This window comes from Paenibacillus sp. PastM-3 (genome assembly GCF_029893965.1).
Lineage (GTDB): Bacteria > Bacillota > Bacilli > Paenibacillales > Paenibacillaceae > Paenibacillus_AQ.
Genome location: NZ_JARXXP010000002.1, coordinates 416,615 through 433,452 on the forward strand (window position 1 = coordinate 416,615; position 16,838 = coordinate 433,452).

Genomic DNA, 16,838 nt, shown 5'->3' on the forward strand with positions numbered 1-16,838 from the left:
ATGAGCAAATTCGGTATGTATGCCAAGTTTACCGCCAAGCCTGGTGAACGCGATGCACTAGCAGCCATTCTGCTGGAAAGTGCTGCAGCGGCTGAAGCTGCGACAGAGTGTGAGCTCTATATTATCAATCATGCTGAGACAGAGCCTGATGTCCTCTGGGTAACAGAGGTCTGGAGCAGCCAGGAGGCCCATGCAGCCTCGCTTGCCCTTGAAGCTACAAGAGCTGCAATCGGGCGGGCGATGCCGCTGATTGCAGGCGTGGAGTCAACAAAAATCCGGCCGGTCGGCGGAAAAGGGCTAAACTTCAGCAGTGAAGGCTAGAGCATTAAAAGCCTTGGAGCAGCCTAATTCTCCCGGCTGACGGGTACGGCGGACTTTGCCCCCTGCACCGGAAGCCACAGGGGGCAGCCTTAGCTATTCCTCATCCAGCTCGGCCAGCCGGGCCATAATCCTCCGTTTGCGGTAGAGCATCTGTGCCGCCTCCGCCACATCCTCAAGCGCCTTGCGGTTGGTATACGCGCCGAAGAACATCCCCGCCACCGGAACCGTCTGCAGCAGCTTCTTCCAGCCCCAGTTATCGCGGTATACGGTGATGACTTCCTTCCAGCCCTGGATTTTGGAGACGGCGGCATTGGCGCCGGCTGTAATATCGCCGCTGCCGCCGGCCTGCAGATTCAGCTCCTGCAGGATCGTACGTTTGCCGACCACATCGGAGGACGCGAATTGCATCACTTTCACAGTGAATATCCGCTCCGTCTTATCTGTAGGATCATAGCCGTAGCACAGGCCGATCTCCTGAATCACCTTTAGCGACAGCCCCAGAATGGCCGGGATATCCGCAGCCAGCGTAAATACCCCGCCGAAGCCCGTTGTCGCGCCCTGCACGGTGGCGACGTTCCGGCTGCTTCCGCTAAGCTTCTCCGCAGCGGCATCCATAACCGCCAGAGGATAAGGCCCATGCTCCGGAGCCCCCGCAGCTCTGCCTGCAGCCTCTACAAGCTGCCCTACCTTACGTCCGGCTACCAGATAATTGCCGCCGTTCTGAATATAGCTGCCCAGCTCGTCCAGCAGCTTGCCGATTTTTTCATGAATGACCTTTGGGGTGACCTTGTCGAGCAGCTTGAACGGGAGACGGGTAATCCGGTCCCAGATCATTAGCTTATTCTGTTCCTTTTCCCACGCAGCAATCCCGGAAAGTGCGCTGAGCAGTTCCTCCCGGGTCTCCAATGATGCAGCCTTCCCTGTGTTGTCCGGCATTCGATCCCCTCCATATGGTTAAATATCAGCCCGGCTCTGCAGGCTGCGCTTGTTTCTGAAGTTCTACGCTGGCCTGTACAGACGGTTTCATCATCTTTAAGAGAATTAACCGCAAATGGCCTGCTTGAATGCCGGGATGCCGGATAATCTGCCTCCCTGTTACCGTTACAGAAAAAAGGCATTCCCGGACAATGCCGGAAATGCCGGAGGTCAGCTGCACAGCTATAGTCTAGTCCTCAAATCCGCCCAGCTGCTGCTCCAGGCCGGCCAGCCTTTCCTGTTCATCGGCCAGCCGCGCTTCTACCAGCTCTACGCCATGGCCGTCCACCGAGCCTTCCGGTGCATGACTGACGGCTTCCTCTGCATGTGCCAGGCTATTCTCCGCCTGGCCGATCGTCTGCTCATCAGGATGGCTTAACGCCTGTGAGACTGCATTATGCAGCTTAGTAACAGAATCATGGGCCTGATCCACGGTGCTGTTGGTCCGCAGGCTGGACTCGTAATGTGGTTTCATGCTGGATACTCCCCCTTTTCTCACACTGTCTTTCTTCTTTAGGATGGATAGGGGGAGGCGTTCTTATGCACCTGCCTGCCGGGCAGGGCGGCCTAGATCAGGAACATGGCGGCTACTGTCATCGCCGCCAGCCCCAGCAGGACCGGCTTCAGATTGCGCCGGGCCAGCTCGAACGGGCTGACGCCGCAGATGGCGGCAGCGGGAATGAGCGCCCACGGGATCAGGGTGCCGCCGCCGACCCAGATGGCGGCTACCTGCCCAAGGGCGGTCAGCGTGGCGGCGCCGGAGTTGATCGCCGCCGCGAACATCTGGGCAATCGAGCCGGCCAGCGAGATGCCGGAGAAGCCGGAGCCGTCGAGACCGGTGATCGCACCGATCACGGTCAGCGTTACGGCTCCCACAGCGCCGTTAAGCGGCACATGCTCCGCCAGGGCGACGCCGAGGTCGTTGACGATGCCGTGCGAGCCGTCCGGCAGCGCATTGCCGTACAGCGCGGTGAAGGCAGAATCGCCGAGATAGAAGAAGGCGGCGATCGGGATAACCGGGCCGAACACTTTGAAGCCGAAGACGAAGCCTTCGATCAGGTAGGAGGTCGTCTTCTCCAGCCCCTGATTGCGGTGTGCCAGCAGCGTCGTCACGATCAGAATAAGCACGGCTGTACCGCCGACAAGGGCTGTCGCATCTCCCCCCTGCAGGTTCAGGACGAACATGCAGATGACATCCAGCAGGAACAGCAGCGGGATGGCAATGGCCAGCCCTTTGCGCAGCCCTGCACTCATATAGACCGGCGCTGCCTCATCCGCTACGGATGCCGCGAGGTCTGCCGGCCCTTTTCCCGTAACCAGCCCGTCTCTCCACGTTCCGTTCTTCTGGTCCCGGCACATCATCCAGAAGGCTGTAACTGTAGTTACAAGCCCCATAACAATAACCAGCGGCACGCTGGCCTGCATTACGCTGGATACCGGAAGGCCGGCTGCATCGGCAGTCAGCTTGGGTGCACCCTGGATAATGTAGTCACCGGATAAGGCGATGCCGTGGCCGAACAGGTTCATTGCCATCGCCGCACCGAGAGCCGGCAGGCCGACCCGGACCGCCACCGGCAGCAGCACAGCACCGACCAGCGCAACTGCCGGTGAGGGCCAGAAGAAGAAGGAGGTCACCATCATAATCAGCCCGATTCCCCAGTAAGCCATCGCCGGCGTCCGCAGGAAACGGGTGAGCGGTGCGACCATCATTTCATTAATACCTGTAATGATCAGAATCCGGCTCATTGCCACAATAATGGAGATAATCATAATGGTCCCCATCAGTTCCTTGGTCGCAAAGATGAATGAATTAAATATGCCGGATACGGAACCGGTGACAGTCGTTGTAGCCAGCAGCCCCAAGGCAAAAATTCCGGCCACACAGATCATCGTTGTGTCACGCCGCCGGATCAGCAGCGCCAGGATGAACACGATAAAGACCAGATATACATAGTGGATTGCACTTAAATGGATACCCATTGTGAAGCGCGCCCCCTTTCTTCTATAGCAGAATGGTGCTATATGCTATGCAGAAGACTGGGCGTATGTTCGCAGGTTCCGGGCTGAAGCGACAATATTCGCCGACCATGTAGACCGCACACCTCAAAGACCGCCCCGGAGCCGGAGCGGCCTGAATCTTTCCTACATTTTGACTGCAGCGATCATAAAACGGTGTTCCATGCTTTCAATATAGCCCTCACGCTCAAGCTGCTGCTGAAGCAGAACAAGCCGGTCATAGCATTTCTCAACCGAAAAGTCCGGGAATTCCCATTCTATAATTTTTGCAAAATACACCAGTGCCCCTATATCCCTGAACCGCAGCAGCGGGAACATCTCAGCAGCCTCTATAACCTTGAACCCGCAGCGCTGCAGTTCACTGCAGACCGGCTCCACGCTGAAATAATGATCGGCGGGAGCTGCATCTTCACCAAGCAGAAACTCCGATAAAGCCCGGTTGTTCCGGCCTCCGACCTGCTGGGTAATAAAGACCCCGCCCGGCTGCAAAATCCGGTGCACCTCCCGGGATGAAAATGCCTCATGCCGGTTCATAACCAGCTCAAACGATCCGTCCGCAAACGGCAGTTCATCATCCGAATACACCTGCCTCAGCTCAATTCCGTGAGGCGGAAGCAGCTTACTGCAAATCTCCACATTAGGCGGATAAGCCTCTGTAGCATAGGTCCGCCCCGGCGGAGGCGACAGTGACAGCAGAAATTCTCCGCCGCCTGTGCCCATATCAAGCAGATTGCCTGTTAAACCGTTCATATATGTTCTAACGGCTGCTTCATAATTCCAGGGCAGCTCTTCCTCTTCCATCCGTCCGGACAGCGCATAGAAATCCCAGCCCCGGAAGGAGCGCTGCTCCTCCTGCAGCCAGCTTTTCTTCCAATAATCCATATCCATTTTGTCTGTTCCCATCATAATGCCCCTCTCGCATGTGTTTATTCTAAGCTCTGCGAATGAGGTGCAGCCAAGGGACCAGCCTGATAACAAGTTGTGTTCCTTCTATAGCCCGGTGCGATCCTGTTATCAGATCAGTCTGGCTGCACCGGGCAGTTACCTCGTTTAATCACCATCACAATTCCCTCACCTTCAAATAAGTAAGCTGGTGTCACCTCTTCATAGTAGCATGCAGACATAACAAGGGGAAGCCTGACGGCTCCCCCTGATTGCCCAACTATAGTGTTCTGCTAAAAAGCTATTTCCCCAGTGCAGCTGCAGCCGCATCTTCGCCGCCGAGACGTCCGGAGGTGAAGGAGTAGCCGAGGCCCACGCCATTGCCGACGTAGGTGTCATTATACAGAACCCCTTCGGATTCCAAACCGACGGCATACAATCCCTTAACCGGCACCCGTTTGTCATTCAGCACCTGAAACTTTGTGTTTACGAGCAGGCCGCCGACCGAACCGAGATTGTTGATCTCTGCAATTACCGCATAGTAGGGGCCGCTTTCGCCCATCGGCAGCAGATATTCCTTCGCTTTGCCGAATTCGCTATCCACCCCGCTCTTGGCGGCCGCCTCGTATTTGGTGAAGGCCTCCTTGAACACAGCTGCATCCATGCCGGCACTTGCAGCCAGCTCTTCGATGGTATTGCCTTTAAATCCGTCACCGTTTGCAGCCATGGCATCAAATACCTTGTCCACATCCTGCCAAGGATTGTCCAGGGTGAACTTGTCTGTGAAGGCCGCGTAGAATTCCGGCGGCATTCCCGGCAGGCCTGGTGCTTTTACCCCGTTCATCCCCTTTGTCTTCAGCGCGTTAAGCTGTGCCTTTGAGACGATAACCAGGTGATAGGCTCCGTTAAAAGCACTGGTATTCGCCGCCGCTACAGCGGTAAGCGTCGCCGCTTCGTCCCTAAATCTCGCTCCCGAAGGGCCAACGTTCATAAAATTAGGCAGATAGGTTGTCATCAGCGGATAACTGGCCTGGAACGGCTCATACTGGGCCTTCAGCTTCTCTGTTGCTCTGGCCAGCGTCTGGTGCAGCATCTGTCCGCCGAAGTTATCCGGCACCTTGGCTCCGGCTTCCCAGGCCATCTTCAGGCCTTCTCCGATATTCTGGCCCAGCCCGCCGTTTACGCCTTCAAACCCGAAGGCCTCCTTGACCATTTCCTTGTTGGCCGCGTAACCGCCGGTTGCCATTACAACACTTTTACCGGTAATTTCGAGGGCAGTGCCGTCAGCTTTCTCGGCTATTACTCCGGTTACTTCACCGCCCGCGCCAGTAATCAGCTTCTTGGCAGTTGTTTCGGTGAGGACCTGGCCGCCGCCTTTTTCCACTGATTCAGCCAGCATGGCCCGCAGCAGATCCTGGCGTGTCTCATAGGCCGGAAGCATATGCAGCTGTTCGCCGCCAAAATTGATAAAGGTCGTCTGGTAGCCCTTCCCGGTCAGCCAGTCGTAGGTTTCACCGGACTTGGTTACATATTGACGGACCGCTGCCGCATCCACCCGCCAGTGATTGTTAACGATCCAGTCGGATATTTCCTCCTCAACGCTGACTTTAAGTCCGCTGCTGACTGCGGCTGAAGAGTTATAGAATTTCCCCGCCCAGGACAGATTGCTCGCCCCGCCGATGGTCGCTGTTTTTTCGATAAGGATCACCTTGGCACCTTGATCCGCAGCCGAGACTGCCGCCGACACGCCGGATGCTCCTGCACCCACCACGACTACGTCAGCCGCAAGCTGCTCTGTTTTGCCTGCGCCTGCTTTGGCGACTTCCCTGGATTTGAAGGCGGCAACGTCGCCGCCGGCCTGGTTAAGGGCATCTTCAACAGCAGCCAGAATGGCATTGCTGGACTCGGAAGCCCCGCTGACGGCATCCACCTTCAGGGTCTGGCCGGTAATAATCTGCTCCTTGATCTTGTCGATCGCCTCAACGCCGATTCCGGCGGTTTCGCTCTGGCTGACGACTTTGATGTCCGTAATGGTCTGTTTGTCGTCCAATGTGACTTCTACCTGAATTTTGCCGTCCTTGCCGTCCGCCTCCGCTATGTAGGTCCCTGCCTTAAAAGAAGCCGGTATCCCGCTGCTGTCTGCAGCCTGCTGCGTAGCCTCGGGCGATGCTGCCGGCTGCCCGGTTGCCGCCGGCTCCGCGGAGTTTCCGCTGCAGCCGCCGATGACGGCCAGGATCATGATCAGACTGATGGACACATTGAACATTCTGGTTAAGCTTGGCTTTCTCACTTTCTTGTTCCCCCTGTCGAATGATGCTGCTTACTTAATGTGATGCCACTGAGTGTAAACCTTGGTGCAGCACCAAGGTCAATGAAGGAGTTGTGAATTTTTTCTCAAAGTCAGGTGTGTGGAATGGTCCGGATGATCAGGTGCTGACTGGAATATTGATTTCCAGATACGTCCTATTCTCGTCCTCCAGCCGTTCTGTGAACAGGATTTTGCCGTAAACACCGCCGTTCACGGTATAGCCCTGCTCCCCGGCGTAATCCAGCATAAACTGAAAATCTTTACGTTCAAGATAATCTTCATAGGAGTTTATGATGACGGATGAGACACATACGCCTGGCGGAATGTACTGCATACTGTCATTGATGCATACGCCCAGCTTGTGCTGATCCTCTTCGAGGAGCGCCAGCCCCCAGCCGTAAACAAGCTCCCCGTCCCGGCTGAGGCTCTCCGTATTCTCCGTGCGAAAAGAATAGAAGGTGAACGGCAGCAGCTCCATCCAGGCCTGGACCGTCTGCTTGAGGGACTCCTTTTGCAGGAGCTGGTTCTTATCCGTCTGCTGTATCCGGTACATTCCCGGCATCTGCTTGATCCGGCACTTATAAAGCGTATCCCCCAGCTCCGTAAGCCCCTTATGGATGCTGTTGATTTTGTCCAGCAGCATGGTGTTCCGCCTGATTTCCTCCTCCAGCTGCAGCTGAGCGGCGTATATCGACTCCACCACCCGCTCTGCCGGCGCCTCGCTGATCAGCTCGGCCACATTGTGCAGCGGAATCTGCATGCTCCGGTACCAGCGGCTAGACAGCAGATTCCGGGCATCCAGATCATTGAAGTACCGGTAATTGTTACGGCAGCCCTTTTCAGGCTTCACAATATCGTGCTTCTCATATAAACGCAGCGTATCCGCCGTTATGCCAAGAATCGACGCGAACTCCCCGATCGAATATTTCATAAAAAGCCCCCCAGCTTTACCGAAATTTCATGTCTTTATACCTTTTATGATAATTGGTTCGTCTGGAAGCTTTTGTGGTGTTTATCACACGGATCTGAATACCTCCAGTCCGAATGTAATTTCAAAAGATTATTCCCATTGTAGGCCTAAGCGCGTGCTTTTCCAGTCGCCTGCCGGTGTAAATCTCGTATATACTTACAATATACCAATCCATGCTATACGCAGAGGTGAATCCTCAATGAATCTGAAGGAAAAAGTTCACAGCCTCCCCTTAACACCCGGCGTCTACCTGATGAAGGACAGTCTCGGCCACATTATTTATGTCGGTAAGGCCAAGCAGCTCCGCAAACGGGTACAGTCTTATTTTTATAATAATAAAGGCCACTCCCCCAAGGTTGTTCAGCTTGTCCGCAATATCAGGGACCTGGAGTACCGGCTGACCGATACGGAATTTGAAGCCTTCATGCTGGAGTGCCAGCTGATTAAGGAAATCAAGCCGATGTATAACCGGAAAATGAAAAATCCGCTCGCCTACAGCTATATCTCGGTCCGTGAGGATAAAGCGCGCCGCCAGCTTGAAGTCAGCTACGATCCCGGACCTCCGGGGGACTGGCTTCACTTTGGCCCGTATACGAGCAGAAGCACGGTAGAGCGTGCTCTGCAGGGCATTAAGGAGAGCCAGCGGATTCTATGCAGCAATCCTCATACCCAGGGTTCCCTCTGCCTTAACCATTCACTCGGCCTCTGCATCGGCATGTGCGGCGAAGGCGCTGCGCTGGAAGCCTATAACAGGATTATAGACAGAGTAATCGCGCTGCTGGACGGACGGGATCTGAGTATACTGAATGATCTGGAGCAGCGTATGCATGAGGCAGCGGAGCGGTTCGACTTTGAGGCTGCAGCCAAATACCGCGACTATTCGGGAGCAGTTCAGGCGCTGCTCCAGAAGGAAAAGGTCTCGCGGTTCACCGGCGAGAACAATAATATCGCCGTGCTGGAGCCGGTGGACGGGGATAGCATCAAGCTGATCCTGATTAAAGGTGCGCGGATTATATACCGGACTGCACTGGATTTGCGGCACATGAACCGCGGGCAGCTGCAGGCTGCGGTGCACTCGGCCATTCTGGAGCAGTTCGCTGCCGCAGCTCCTGAAGGTGCCGCGACAATCAGCCGCCACACGATTGATGAGGCGCAGATTATTTACAGCTACCTCAAAAGCAGCTCCGGCAGCTATCTGATCGTTCCGCCGGAGTGGCTTGCTGCTGCCCCAGGGCCTCTGCTGGCAGACGCTGTGGACAAGCTGCTGATAGACTGTTTTGAGCAGCTGGAGGAGGTAGATTAGCCAGCTGGCTTATTCATTTGGTGCCTTGCGGAGAAGGGGCACAGTAAATGGGGCGTTGAATGGGAGCGGTGTGTGCGGTACAGCTAGTTGGGCGGTCAGTGGGAGCGGTGTGTGGGCGCAGCTAGTTGGGCGGTCAGTGGAAGCGGTGTGTGCGGTACAGCTAGTTGGGCGGTGTGTTAGTGCGGCGAGGTCTGCCACTAAGTGGATTTTCGCTACTTAAATCCTTGTAAAGTTCCGCTATCGAATAATTAGTTGGAAATTCGCTACTTAAATCCCCCCATTTCTCCGCATATGCAGGATATTGGGGCAAATAAGTGACGAAAATCCACTTAGAACCTGTAAAACCGTAAAAACGCACGAATTAAGTGGCGTTTTTTCACCTAATTGTGCAAAAAAGCCAAGTGCCTGCGAGCTGCGTGGGATTTCTCCTTCTATTCCGATGGTCAGCGGGGCAGTTGGAGCTACTTTATGGGATTTCTCCCTCTATTCCGATGGTCAGCGGGGCTGATGGAGCTACTTTATGGGATTATTCCCTAATCCTGCGGTCAGCGGGGCAGTTGGAGCTACTTTATGGGATTTCTCCCTCTATTCCGATGGTCAGCGGGGCTAATTGAGCTACTTTATGGGATTTTTCCCTCTATTCCGATGGTCAGCGGGGCAGTTGGAGCTACTTTATGGGATTTTTCCCTCTATTCCGACGGTCAGCGGGGCTAATTGAGCTACTTTATGGGATTTTTCCCTCTATCCCTGCGGTCAGCGGGGCAGTTGGAGCTACTTTATGAGATTTCCCCCTCTATCCCTGGGGCCAGCGGGGCTAATTAGGCTACTTTGTAGGATTTCCTCCTCTGTTCCCGCAGCTAGCGTATGCTGTAACGCCACATTCCCCGGACTATATACAACAAAAAATCTGCCCCGGGTCATTGACCGCGGGGCAGATTTTGTCTGTCCAGCTATATATCTATCAGCTTATTGCTGTCTCTCGCACGCTTACGCCTGCGCGCTGTTCAGCAGGGCGCTGATTCCTTCGCTGAGCGGGGTCTGGGGGCGCTGCAGCAGCTTTTCCAGGTCACCGCTCTCGATGTCCAGCTCACCTTCACGGATGGCCGCCTGGATGGCTACCACGATCGGCAGGGCCGCTTCCGGCACGCCTGCTCCGGCCATTACGCTTGAATAAGTAGCATCATCCACCTGCTGCACAGGAATGTCTTTGCCGAGCACACCGCCGGCAATAGCAGCCAGCTCTGCCTGGGTAAGCGGCTTGCCGGATAATTCGTATACGGCATTCTCATGGCCTTCACCGGTAAGAACAGCGGCAGCGGCTTCTGCGTAGTCGCGGCGGGTTGCCCAGCCTACCTTGCCTTCACCGGCGGAGGTCAGCCAAGGCGCTCCGGCTGCGGCTGCATGGATGGAGCCGGCCTCATTTTCCAGGTACCAGTTATTGCGGAGGAAGGCATACGGAATGCCGGATTCACGGATGAATTGTTCAGTGGCCTTGTGTACCGGTGCGAGGAACAGGGAACTGGATTCCGCATGTCCGACGCTGGTGTAAGCGATGAAGCCTACGCCTGCACGGACAGCCGCATCTACTGCCGCTTTGTGCTGGCGGATACGGGTGTCATTGTCCCCGTCTGCCGAAACAATCAGCAGCCGGTCCACACCGGCAAAAGCCTGATCCAAAGTGTCCGGCTGGTCGAAATCGCCATGGCGGACATCAACGCCGAGGGCCCGCAGGTTCTCTGCCTTCTCAGGGCTTCTTACACTCGCTACAAGGCTGTCTGCGGGAACAGCCTTCAGCAATGCCTCTGCTACAATAGAACCAAATTGTCCGGTTGCTCCTGTAAATCCGATTTTCATCTCAAATTCCTCCATTACCAAGTTTATTTTTTATCAGAAATACTGCCTGTATATCCCTTTATTGCGTACTTCCCTCTTCCTGTAACTATTGTAGTTACAACTAGTGAAATTGTCAAACTCTTTGTTTTTTCAATCGTCAAACCCTTTGTTCCTGCCAATAAAAAAACGGCCTCCCTACATCCGAAAGAACCGCCGCAGTGTATGTATTTGTTAGCTTTCCCGCATGGTGCTATTCTTACAACATGCACGTATACCAAATAAGAAAGGTTCTGTCCTCATGTCTAAATCCGGAGTATCTATCTATGCACGCTACGTTCCGTCCGTTACACCGGACCCGCAATATACCGGCTCTGTCTACTGGCTTGTCACCCATTCCGGCAAGCTGCTGGTAACAGAGTCGCCTGGACAGACCGCCATTCCGCTGCTGCCTTCACTTGACTTGCTTGCAGCCGTTCCGAACCGCACGCTCTATCTCGGCTCTTTTGCGGGCATCCCTTGCTTCGCGGCAGATGTTCCAGCCGATACGCCCGAGCCGCCGGGCATGGCCTTCCACCCGCTGCGCACTTTATACGATGTGCTCGATGAGGATGTGTTCCATCTGGCCGGAAGGGCACTGCAGCTGCTGGCCTGGGATGAGACCCACCAGTTCTGCGGCAAATGCGGCGCTGCAACGGTACTCTCCGCTGCAGAGTATGCCCGCAGCTGCCCTGCGTGCGGACAGCTCTTTTATCCGCGTCTGGCCCCGGCGGTTATTACAGCCATCCTGAAGGACGGCCAGATTCTGCTCGCCCACGCCCCCCATTTCCAGAACAATATGTACGGGCTGATTGCCGGATTCGTCGAGCCGGGTGAGACGCTGGAGGACTGTGTGGCGCGCGAGATCAGGGAGGAAGTCGGAATTACGGTGAAGAACATCACCTATTTCGGCAGCCAGCAGTGGCCGTTCCCCCATTCGCTGATGGTCGGCTTCCTGGCCGAATATGAGAGCGGTGAAATCAGCGTGGACGGGATCGAGCTCGATCATGCCGCCTGGTTCCGGGCGGACAGCCTGCCGAATATCCCGCCGCGGGTCAGCATCGCCCGCAAAATGATTGACTGGTATGTGGAGCAGAACAGCTAAGCCCTGCACATCCATCCTCTGACAAGCAGCCCCGCGGGATCATCCTTCCGCGGGGCCGCTGTGCATATTGCTACCGGGCCGTCTTAAAGTAGCGGTACACCCGGTCCAGCTTGTGCGCATGCTTGCCGCGCGGGCTCTCCATGCTGCCGAACTCAAAAAACTTCACCTTGCGGATACCGACATAGTTAAACAATGCCTTACGCATCAGGATCTTGTGCGCATTTCCCAGCCACAGCAGCGGATAATTGGCCGGTCCTTTCATCACTGAAATACATACTACCGATTTTCCCTTAAGCAATCCCTCGGGAAGCAGCCCGCCCTTATCCTTATAAGCAAATCCTGAAGCAAACATCTGGTCGATATAACCCATAAGCATAGCCGGCGGACGTCCCCACCAGATCGGGTAGACCAGTACAATCCGGTCAGCCCAGATCAGCTGCTCACGGTATTTGGCCAGCCCCGGGTCACTATGCATATCCCGCCGCCGCTTCTCCTTATTGAAGACCAGCACCGGATCAAAGCCCTCTTCGTATAAATCCAGCACCTTTATTTCCTTAACCGCTTCATTATCCCCGCTGCCCCGCAGCACCTCCTGCAAAAAAGCATAGCTCAGGCTCTCATGGTTCGGATGTGTATAGATAACCAATGTATTCATGCCTCCGGCACCCCTTTACTTATCATTTGATAACAAAATCCTAGCACATCCGAAAATTAGTTGTCAAATGATAATTGTTTTATGATAATGTTTTTGCTATCGTCAAGGCAGAGGTGATCCCATGGACAATAACCTGTTATTTCAGCAGATAGTAGCCTTTACTGCGGCCGTTCATCAGGTTACAAGCGACTTAACCAAGGATGTGAAATCAGGGGTGTTGACTCCTGTACAATATAAAATTCTCGAATACATTGCAGTAAGCCAGCCCGTGACCCTAAGTGAAATCAGCGATTGCATGAATATGTCGATGCCCAACACGAGCCGCGAACTGAAGAAGCTGACCGAAAAGCAGCTCTGCTCCAGAGTTACCGACCCGGCTGACCGCCGGAGGCAGGGGATTACCCTCTCACCTTCAGGCGAGGCGATGATGGGTGAAGCCTTCCAGACCATCGGACGCCGGTTCGAGGAGCGCATTGCCCATCTTTCGGAGGAGGAGCGCCGGGAGATCGGACAGGCGCTCGGGCTTTTGCAGCAAACGGTTTTTTACTGAGCCCTCCCTTTACAGCGCCAGATGAACCCATCATTTACCACAAAACCATTATTTAAAGCCAGCGTCCTACTATAGACAATAAATCTATAGGCCAAGGTGGTACACACATGACAAAATGCAATCCCGCCCTTCTACCGCTGCTCATCCTATCGCTATGCGGGGGAGGTGCCGCCTATGCAGACGCGCTTCCACAGGAGCAGGCGGACCCTCCGGTTATCTCCGTCTATCTGGATGGCAAGCCGCTTCGTTCAGAGGTGCCGCCCCTGAATGTCGGCGGAACAGTGCTCGTACCGATGCGCGGGCTGTTCGAGGCGCAGGGTGCCGCGCTAAGCTGGGACAACACCGGCAAGACGGTCACTGCAACCAAGGACGATACCACGCTCACTTATCAAATGGGCGCCCCCTCGGCCTGCTGGACGAGCTGCGTCCGGGCGATCTGCTATTCTTCTCGGCACGGGGTCTTGATATCGGTCATGTGGCGATCTACGCCGGTAACAACAAGCTTCTGCACACCTATTCCCCCAAAGAGGGCGTTCACACAGAAGACTTTGACAACCAGTGGAAACAACGTTTTGTGACCGCCCGCAGAATTTTGTAGTTTAACAGGGCATACGCAGCAGCAAAAGCCCCCGGCAGATGACACCGGACGGTGCTCTGTTGAGGGCTTTTTTGTATATGAGTAATCAGGCTTACTATAGCTTCGCGGCAAAATCAAAGCAGTGCGTCACACGGTTTCTTCCGCCTTCTTTGGATGCATAGAGCGCGGTGTCAGCTTTGTGGAGCAGCGTTTTTTCCGAATCCCCGGCCGTACATGTAGCAATTCCGATGCTGACCGTGAGCCGTCCGGTGTCCCAGACAGCATGCTCGGCCTCCTGCCGCAGGTTCTCAGCAACCAGCCTGGATTCGTCGGCCGTCATATCCGGCAAAATCAGCACGAACTCTTCTCCGCCGTAACGGGCAGCCGTATCTTTTTCCCGCGTATGAAATCTCAGCAGGCTCCCCAGCATCTCCAGCACATAATCACCCGTCTGATGCCCGAAGGTATCGTTGATCCGCTTGAAGTAGTCGATGTCTATCATCAGCAGTGATAACGGCTCCCTTGTCTCCCGGAACAGCTCCAGCTGCCCGCTCAGCTTCTCTTCAAAATAACGCCTGTTCCTGAGTCCGGTAAGCTTGTCCGTCGTAGACCGCTCCACCAGAACGGCATTAAGCTCCATCAGCTCCCTCTGCTTCTGCTGGATTTCGGTATGGATCTGGCCCAGTCTGGCCAGCGCCTGCTCTTTTTCCCAGTAAGCCTCTTCGATCTGTTTCTTGGCCGAACGCAGCTCCTGCTCGTAATCCATCCATTTGCTCATCTGCACCAGTACATAGTCTATCACCGCCACATCCTCAACCACCAGACTCCGCCCGTTCAGAATGTAGGGAACCGACCCTCCGCTTACGTCCTTCAGGCTGATAAACAGTTCCTCTACATGACCATACAGCTTGATATTCGGGTAAAAATAAGAATGGAAAACCAGCTGGTTCGCCTTGGACATAATCGATTCAATATGCTTATGCGGCAGCGCCTCCCGAGTGTATCCCATCAAGAAAAGGAATGTATGGTTCATATCTTAAATCATGCCCTGATGTGTAATCGACAAATATCCGCATGGGGCGTATTCCAGCCGCTCATCCATTTTTAAATAACCTCGCAATACAGCATAGTGTTCAAAATCTGTTTACAGATAGCCTTGAATCAGCGCAATGGTCTCCTCCGGATGGCTGATATACGGATAATGCCCCTTGGCCTGCATCAGCCGGAATTCGCTGTTCTTCAAATGCTTGTGCAGATATTCACCTACTTCAACAGGCACAATACTGTCATCCGAGCACTGCAGAATCAGCGTAGGCACTGCAGCTTCAGCCAGCGCCCCAATCATGGAACTGACTGAATGTCCTATAAAAATGATATCGCTCAGCTGCAGCAGTCCGATAACATCCAGCAAATCCTGTACATATCCGCTGAAGTTTCCATACCGCTCAGTACTATATGCGCTTAAATCGGAATTACCCGAGTCTACATAATCAAAGAGCACCAGCCGCACTCCTGCTCAAAAGCCGGTGTTATAAACTGCCACATGCTCTGGTCACACCCGAAGCCGTGGGCAAACACAATGGTCCGCTCGCCTCTCCGGTTACTTTCATTTTGTTCCTGGCCCAAACATCATTCATTCGCTGTAACTCCTTATTCTCCAAAATATTATCCCTCATTGTGATGGCGGGCGCCCTAAATGACAAGTAAATCGTTATGCCAATCCCCCTGATCGTTCCAGCTAAAATGTGGCATTAACACAAACCTTTATGGTCTCGTTTCAGGCGGCTCTGCTTATTGCCTAGAGCTTTTGGGCGAAGGCGTTCAGCTTTTCGGACATCTGCTGGATTTCTTCAATGAAGGCCGAGATCTGCTCCGAGGTTGCGGCCTGCTCCTGTACAATTGACGCGATCCGTTCAATAGAGATGCCCATTTGTGAAGTTGCCGTTTTGAAAGCCCCCAATGTGTCCTGAATCGTCCTGGTCGAGCTGACCGTTTCATTCGACAGCTTGCGGATCTCCTGGGCCACGACTCCGAAGCCTCTGCCCTTATCCCCGGCATGGGCCGCTTCGATTGCGGCATTGATGCCCAAGAGATGTGTCTGGCTGGCAACATTATTTATAAGCGTCACTACCTTGTCCGTCTCCCTAACCTGCTCGCCGCTTCTTTGTGCAAGGGCAAGCAGCTGCTGGGTAGAGGCGGCAAGCTCACTCGCGCCGTCCGCCACCTGCATCAGCCGGGCACTCGCCTGGGCGAGCGAGCCGGCAATCTGGTCCGATATGATCCGCAGCTCACGCTGGCGGCGCAGCTGCACGGCAATGCCGCCGATGACCCGGCCCTCCCGGTCATGGACCGGGGTGGCCGTCCCGGTGAATTCGAAGCCGTAAAACTCGGCAGGCACTTCAGCCCTAAGCGGCGTATTACTGCGGATGGCTGCAGTCAGCGGCTCTTCGGCATGAAGAAGCTGCCCCTCTTGGATATGCAAATTTATATTTTCTCCCGGCCAATAGGCAAGGAATTTCTCCAGGTCGCAGATCGCGATTGATAGATCGGCGGGGACTGCCGCCCTGATTACCGGCACCGCCGCCATTAGCTGCTCCAGCGATTCAACTGTGTACATGTTGTAGCCACCTTTTTCAGTAAATCGTATATGACAACCAAATATTTGCATTCAAAATTATCAAAATTTTTAGTAATCATGATTTATATCGGCTGGGGCCAGCCGTTATTCAAGCGTTGCGCGGCGTTTTGCAGCAAGATGGGAGAAACGGCTTAACTGTGTGTACAGGTCAAGGGGATTATTGCCTATGGCTGGCGTCGACAGCCTGCTGTTGGCCGCGGCGGCTTATTAAAGGGATTGGTCGCCTTAAAAATACGCTTTCAGCCAATCGAGGCGAAATCTGAGGCTTTTTTGCCCTTCATTTCAATGTTTGGCTAGTCAGCGGCAATCTCAAATTGGAGAATTCTGCATGGAGGCGGTTATTAAAAAAGGCACCCTGAAAGGGCGCCGGTATAAGTGTCTGCGGTCTGTACGAACTCCTCTACCACCTCCATTACTTCGCTTTCATGCTCCGCAGCTCATTCTCTCACCTACATTTATCACTCACTACTATTCATTCCTTAATCTGTACTCTTCATTCTCTGCTACTCATCCTTCTCTCCTCAATCCCTACACTTCAATCTCTACCACTCATTCTTCATTCTTCACTCTTCACTCTTCACTCTTCACTCTTCATCCATCGCCCTGTACTATTCACTCTTTACTCTTCCCCACTCCTCACGCTAAGCCTCGCGCTCTTCATCCTACCCT

Annotated in this window: 16 protein-coding genes and 2 pseudogenes; 6 read left to right on the forward strand and 12 right to left on the reverse strand. The window is 54.3% G+C overall.

Going from position 1 to position 16,838, the window contains the following annotated elements:
* Entirely contained in the window at positions 1-321 is a 321-nt protein-coding gene (locus tag M2108_RS05615) for a putative quinol monooxygenase (protein WP_277467992.1), read from the forward strand.
* 93 nt (positions 322-414) lie between these two features.
* On the opposite strand, the gene M2108_RS05620 is transcribed toward M2108_RS05615, so the two are convergent.
* From M2108_RS05620 to M2108_RS05645, 6 genes are all read right to left on the reverse strand, one after another.
* A complete protein-coding gene (locus M2108_RS05620) occupies positions 415-1,257 on the reverse strand; it encodes an EcsC family protein (RefSeq protein WP_277467991.1) in 843 nt (280 codons plus the stop codon).
* Between the two features lie 229 nt (positions 1,258-1,486).
* Positions 1,487-1,771 (reverse strand): hypothetical protein, encoded by a 285-nt coding sequence (locus tag M2108_RS05625; protein ID WP_277467990.1) that lies wholly within the window; start codon positions 1,769-1,771, stop codon positions 1,487-1,489.
* Between the two features lie 92 nt (positions 1,772-1,863).
* Complete coding sequence (locus tag M2108_RS05630) at positions 1,864-3,276, reverse strand: hypothetical protein (RefSeq protein WP_277467989.1); 1,413 nt, start codon at positions 3,274-3,276, stop codon at positions 1,864-1,866.
* A gap of 162 nt (positions 3,277-3,438) precedes the next feature.
* On the reverse strand, positions 3,439-4,218 hold the full coding sequence (locus M2108_RS05635; RefSeq protein ID WP_280776915.1) for a class I SAM-dependent methyltransferase: 780 nt from the start codon (positions 4,216-4,218) through the stop codon (positions 3,439-3,441).
* A 277-nt stretch (positions 4,219-4,495) separates the two neighbouring features.
* Positions 4,496-6,484 carry an FAD-binding protein gene (locus M2108_RS05640; RefSeq protein WP_277467987.1) on the reverse strand — a complete coding sequence of 663 codons (1,989 nt, stop codon included), beginning with the start codon at positions 6,482-6,484 and terminating at the stop codon, positions 4,496-4,498.
* Positions 6,485-6,620: 136 nt separating this feature from the next.
* Positions 6,621-7,433, reverse strand: a complete 813-nt coding sequence (locus tag M2108_RS05645; protein WP_277467986.1) for a MerR family transcriptional regulator — start codon at positions 7,431-7,433, stop codon at positions 6,621-6,623.
* 238 nt (positions 7,434-7,671) lie between these two features.
* Here M2108_RS05645 and M2108_RS05650 point away from each other — a divergent pair, with 238 nt between their 5' ends.
* Positions 7,672-8,775: a UvrB/UvrC motif-containing protein gene (locus M2108_RS05650; protein WP_277467985.1), complete on the forward strand. Its 1,104-nt coding sequence runs from the start codon at positions 7,672-7,674 to the stop codon at positions 8,773-8,775.
* Positions 8,776-9,762: 987 nt separating this feature from the next.
* On the opposite strand, the gene M2108_RS05655 is transcribed toward M2108_RS05650, so the two are convergent.
* Both M2108_RS05655 and M2108_RS05660 read right to left on the reverse strand, forming a co-directional pair.
* Positions 9,763-10,629, reverse strand: a complete 867-nt coding sequence (locus M2108_RS05655) for an SDR family oxidoreductase (RefSeq protein WP_277467984.1) — start codon at positions 10,627-10,629, stop codon at positions 9,763-9,765.
* A 23-nt stretch (positions 10,630-10,652) separates the two neighbouring features.
* Positions 10,653-10,787 (reverse strand): hypothetical protein, encoded by a 135-nt coding sequence (locus M2108_RS05660; protein WP_277506105.1) that lies wholly within the window; start codon positions 10,785-10,787, stop codon positions 10,653-10,655.
* Between the two features lie 119 nt (positions 10,788-10,906).
* Here M2108_RS05660 and nudC point away from each other — a divergent pair, with 119 nt between their 5' ends.
* Positions 10,907-11,749 (forward strand): NAD(+) diphosphatase, encoded by an 843-nt coding sequence (nudC, locus tag M2108_RS05665; RefSeq protein ID WP_277467982.1) that lies wholly within the window; start codon positions 10,907-10,909, stop codon positions 11,747-11,749.
* A gap of 70 nt (positions 11,750-11,819) precedes the next feature.
* On the opposite strand, the gene M2108_RS05670 is transcribed toward nudC, so the two are convergent.
* The gene (locus M2108_RS05670; RefSeq protein WP_277467981.1) at positions 11,820-12,404 is read right to left on the reverse strand and encodes an NAD(P)H-dependent oxidoreductase; all 585 of its coding nucleotides are present in this window, start codon (positions 12,402-12,404) and stop codon (positions 11,820-11,822) included.
* 121 nt (positions 12,405-12,525) lie between these two features.
* Between M2108_RS05670 and M2108_RS05675 the strand changes: the two genes are divergently transcribed.
* The 3 genes and pseudogenes from M2108_RS05675 to M2108_RS31570 all read left to right on the forward strand — a co-directional run bounded on the left by M2108_RS05675 (position 12,526) and on the right by M2108_RS31570 (position 13,552).
* Entirely contained in the window at positions 12,526-12,954 is a 429-nt protein-coding gene (locus M2108_RS05675) for a MarR family winged helix-turn-helix transcriptional regulator (protein ID WP_277467980.1), read from the forward strand.
* 107 nt (positions 12,955-13,061) lie between these two features.
* A pseudogene (locus M2108_RS31565) lies at positions 13,062-13,307 on the forward strand (stalk domain-containing protein); the annotation flags it as partial.
* 113 nt (positions 13,308-13,420) lie between these two features.
* Positions 13,421-13,552, forward strand: coding sequence for an NlpC/P60 family protein (locus tag M2108_RS31570; protein WP_481857205.1), 132 nt, complete (start codon positions 13,421-13,423; stop codon positions 13,550-13,552).
* A gap of 94 nt (positions 13,553-13,646) precedes the next feature.
* Here M2108_RS31570 and M2108_RS05685 read toward each other — a convergent pair whose 3' ends face one another.
* The 3 genes and pseudogenes from M2108_RS05685 to M2108_RS05695 all read right to left on the reverse strand — a co-directional run bounded on the left by M2108_RS05685 (position 13,647) and on the right by M2108_RS05695 (position 16,148).
* Positions 13,647-14,564 carry a GGDEF domain-containing protein gene (locus M2108_RS05685; protein WP_348537941.1) on the reverse strand — a complete coding sequence of 306 codons (918 nt, stop codon included), beginning with the start codon at positions 14,562-14,564 and terminating at the stop codon, positions 13,647-13,649.
* A gap of 111 nt (positions 14,565-14,675) precedes the next feature.
* Positions 14,676-15,168: pseudogene (locus M2108_RS05690) on the reverse strand (alpha/beta fold hydrolase).
* A 161-nt stretch (positions 15,169-15,329) separates the two neighbouring features.
* Entirely contained in the window at positions 15,330-16,148 is an 819-nt protein-coding gene (locus M2108_RS05695) for a methyl-accepting chemotaxis protein (RefSeq protein ID WP_277467979.1), read from the reverse strand.
* Positions 16,149-16,838 lie beyond the last annotated feature (690 nt).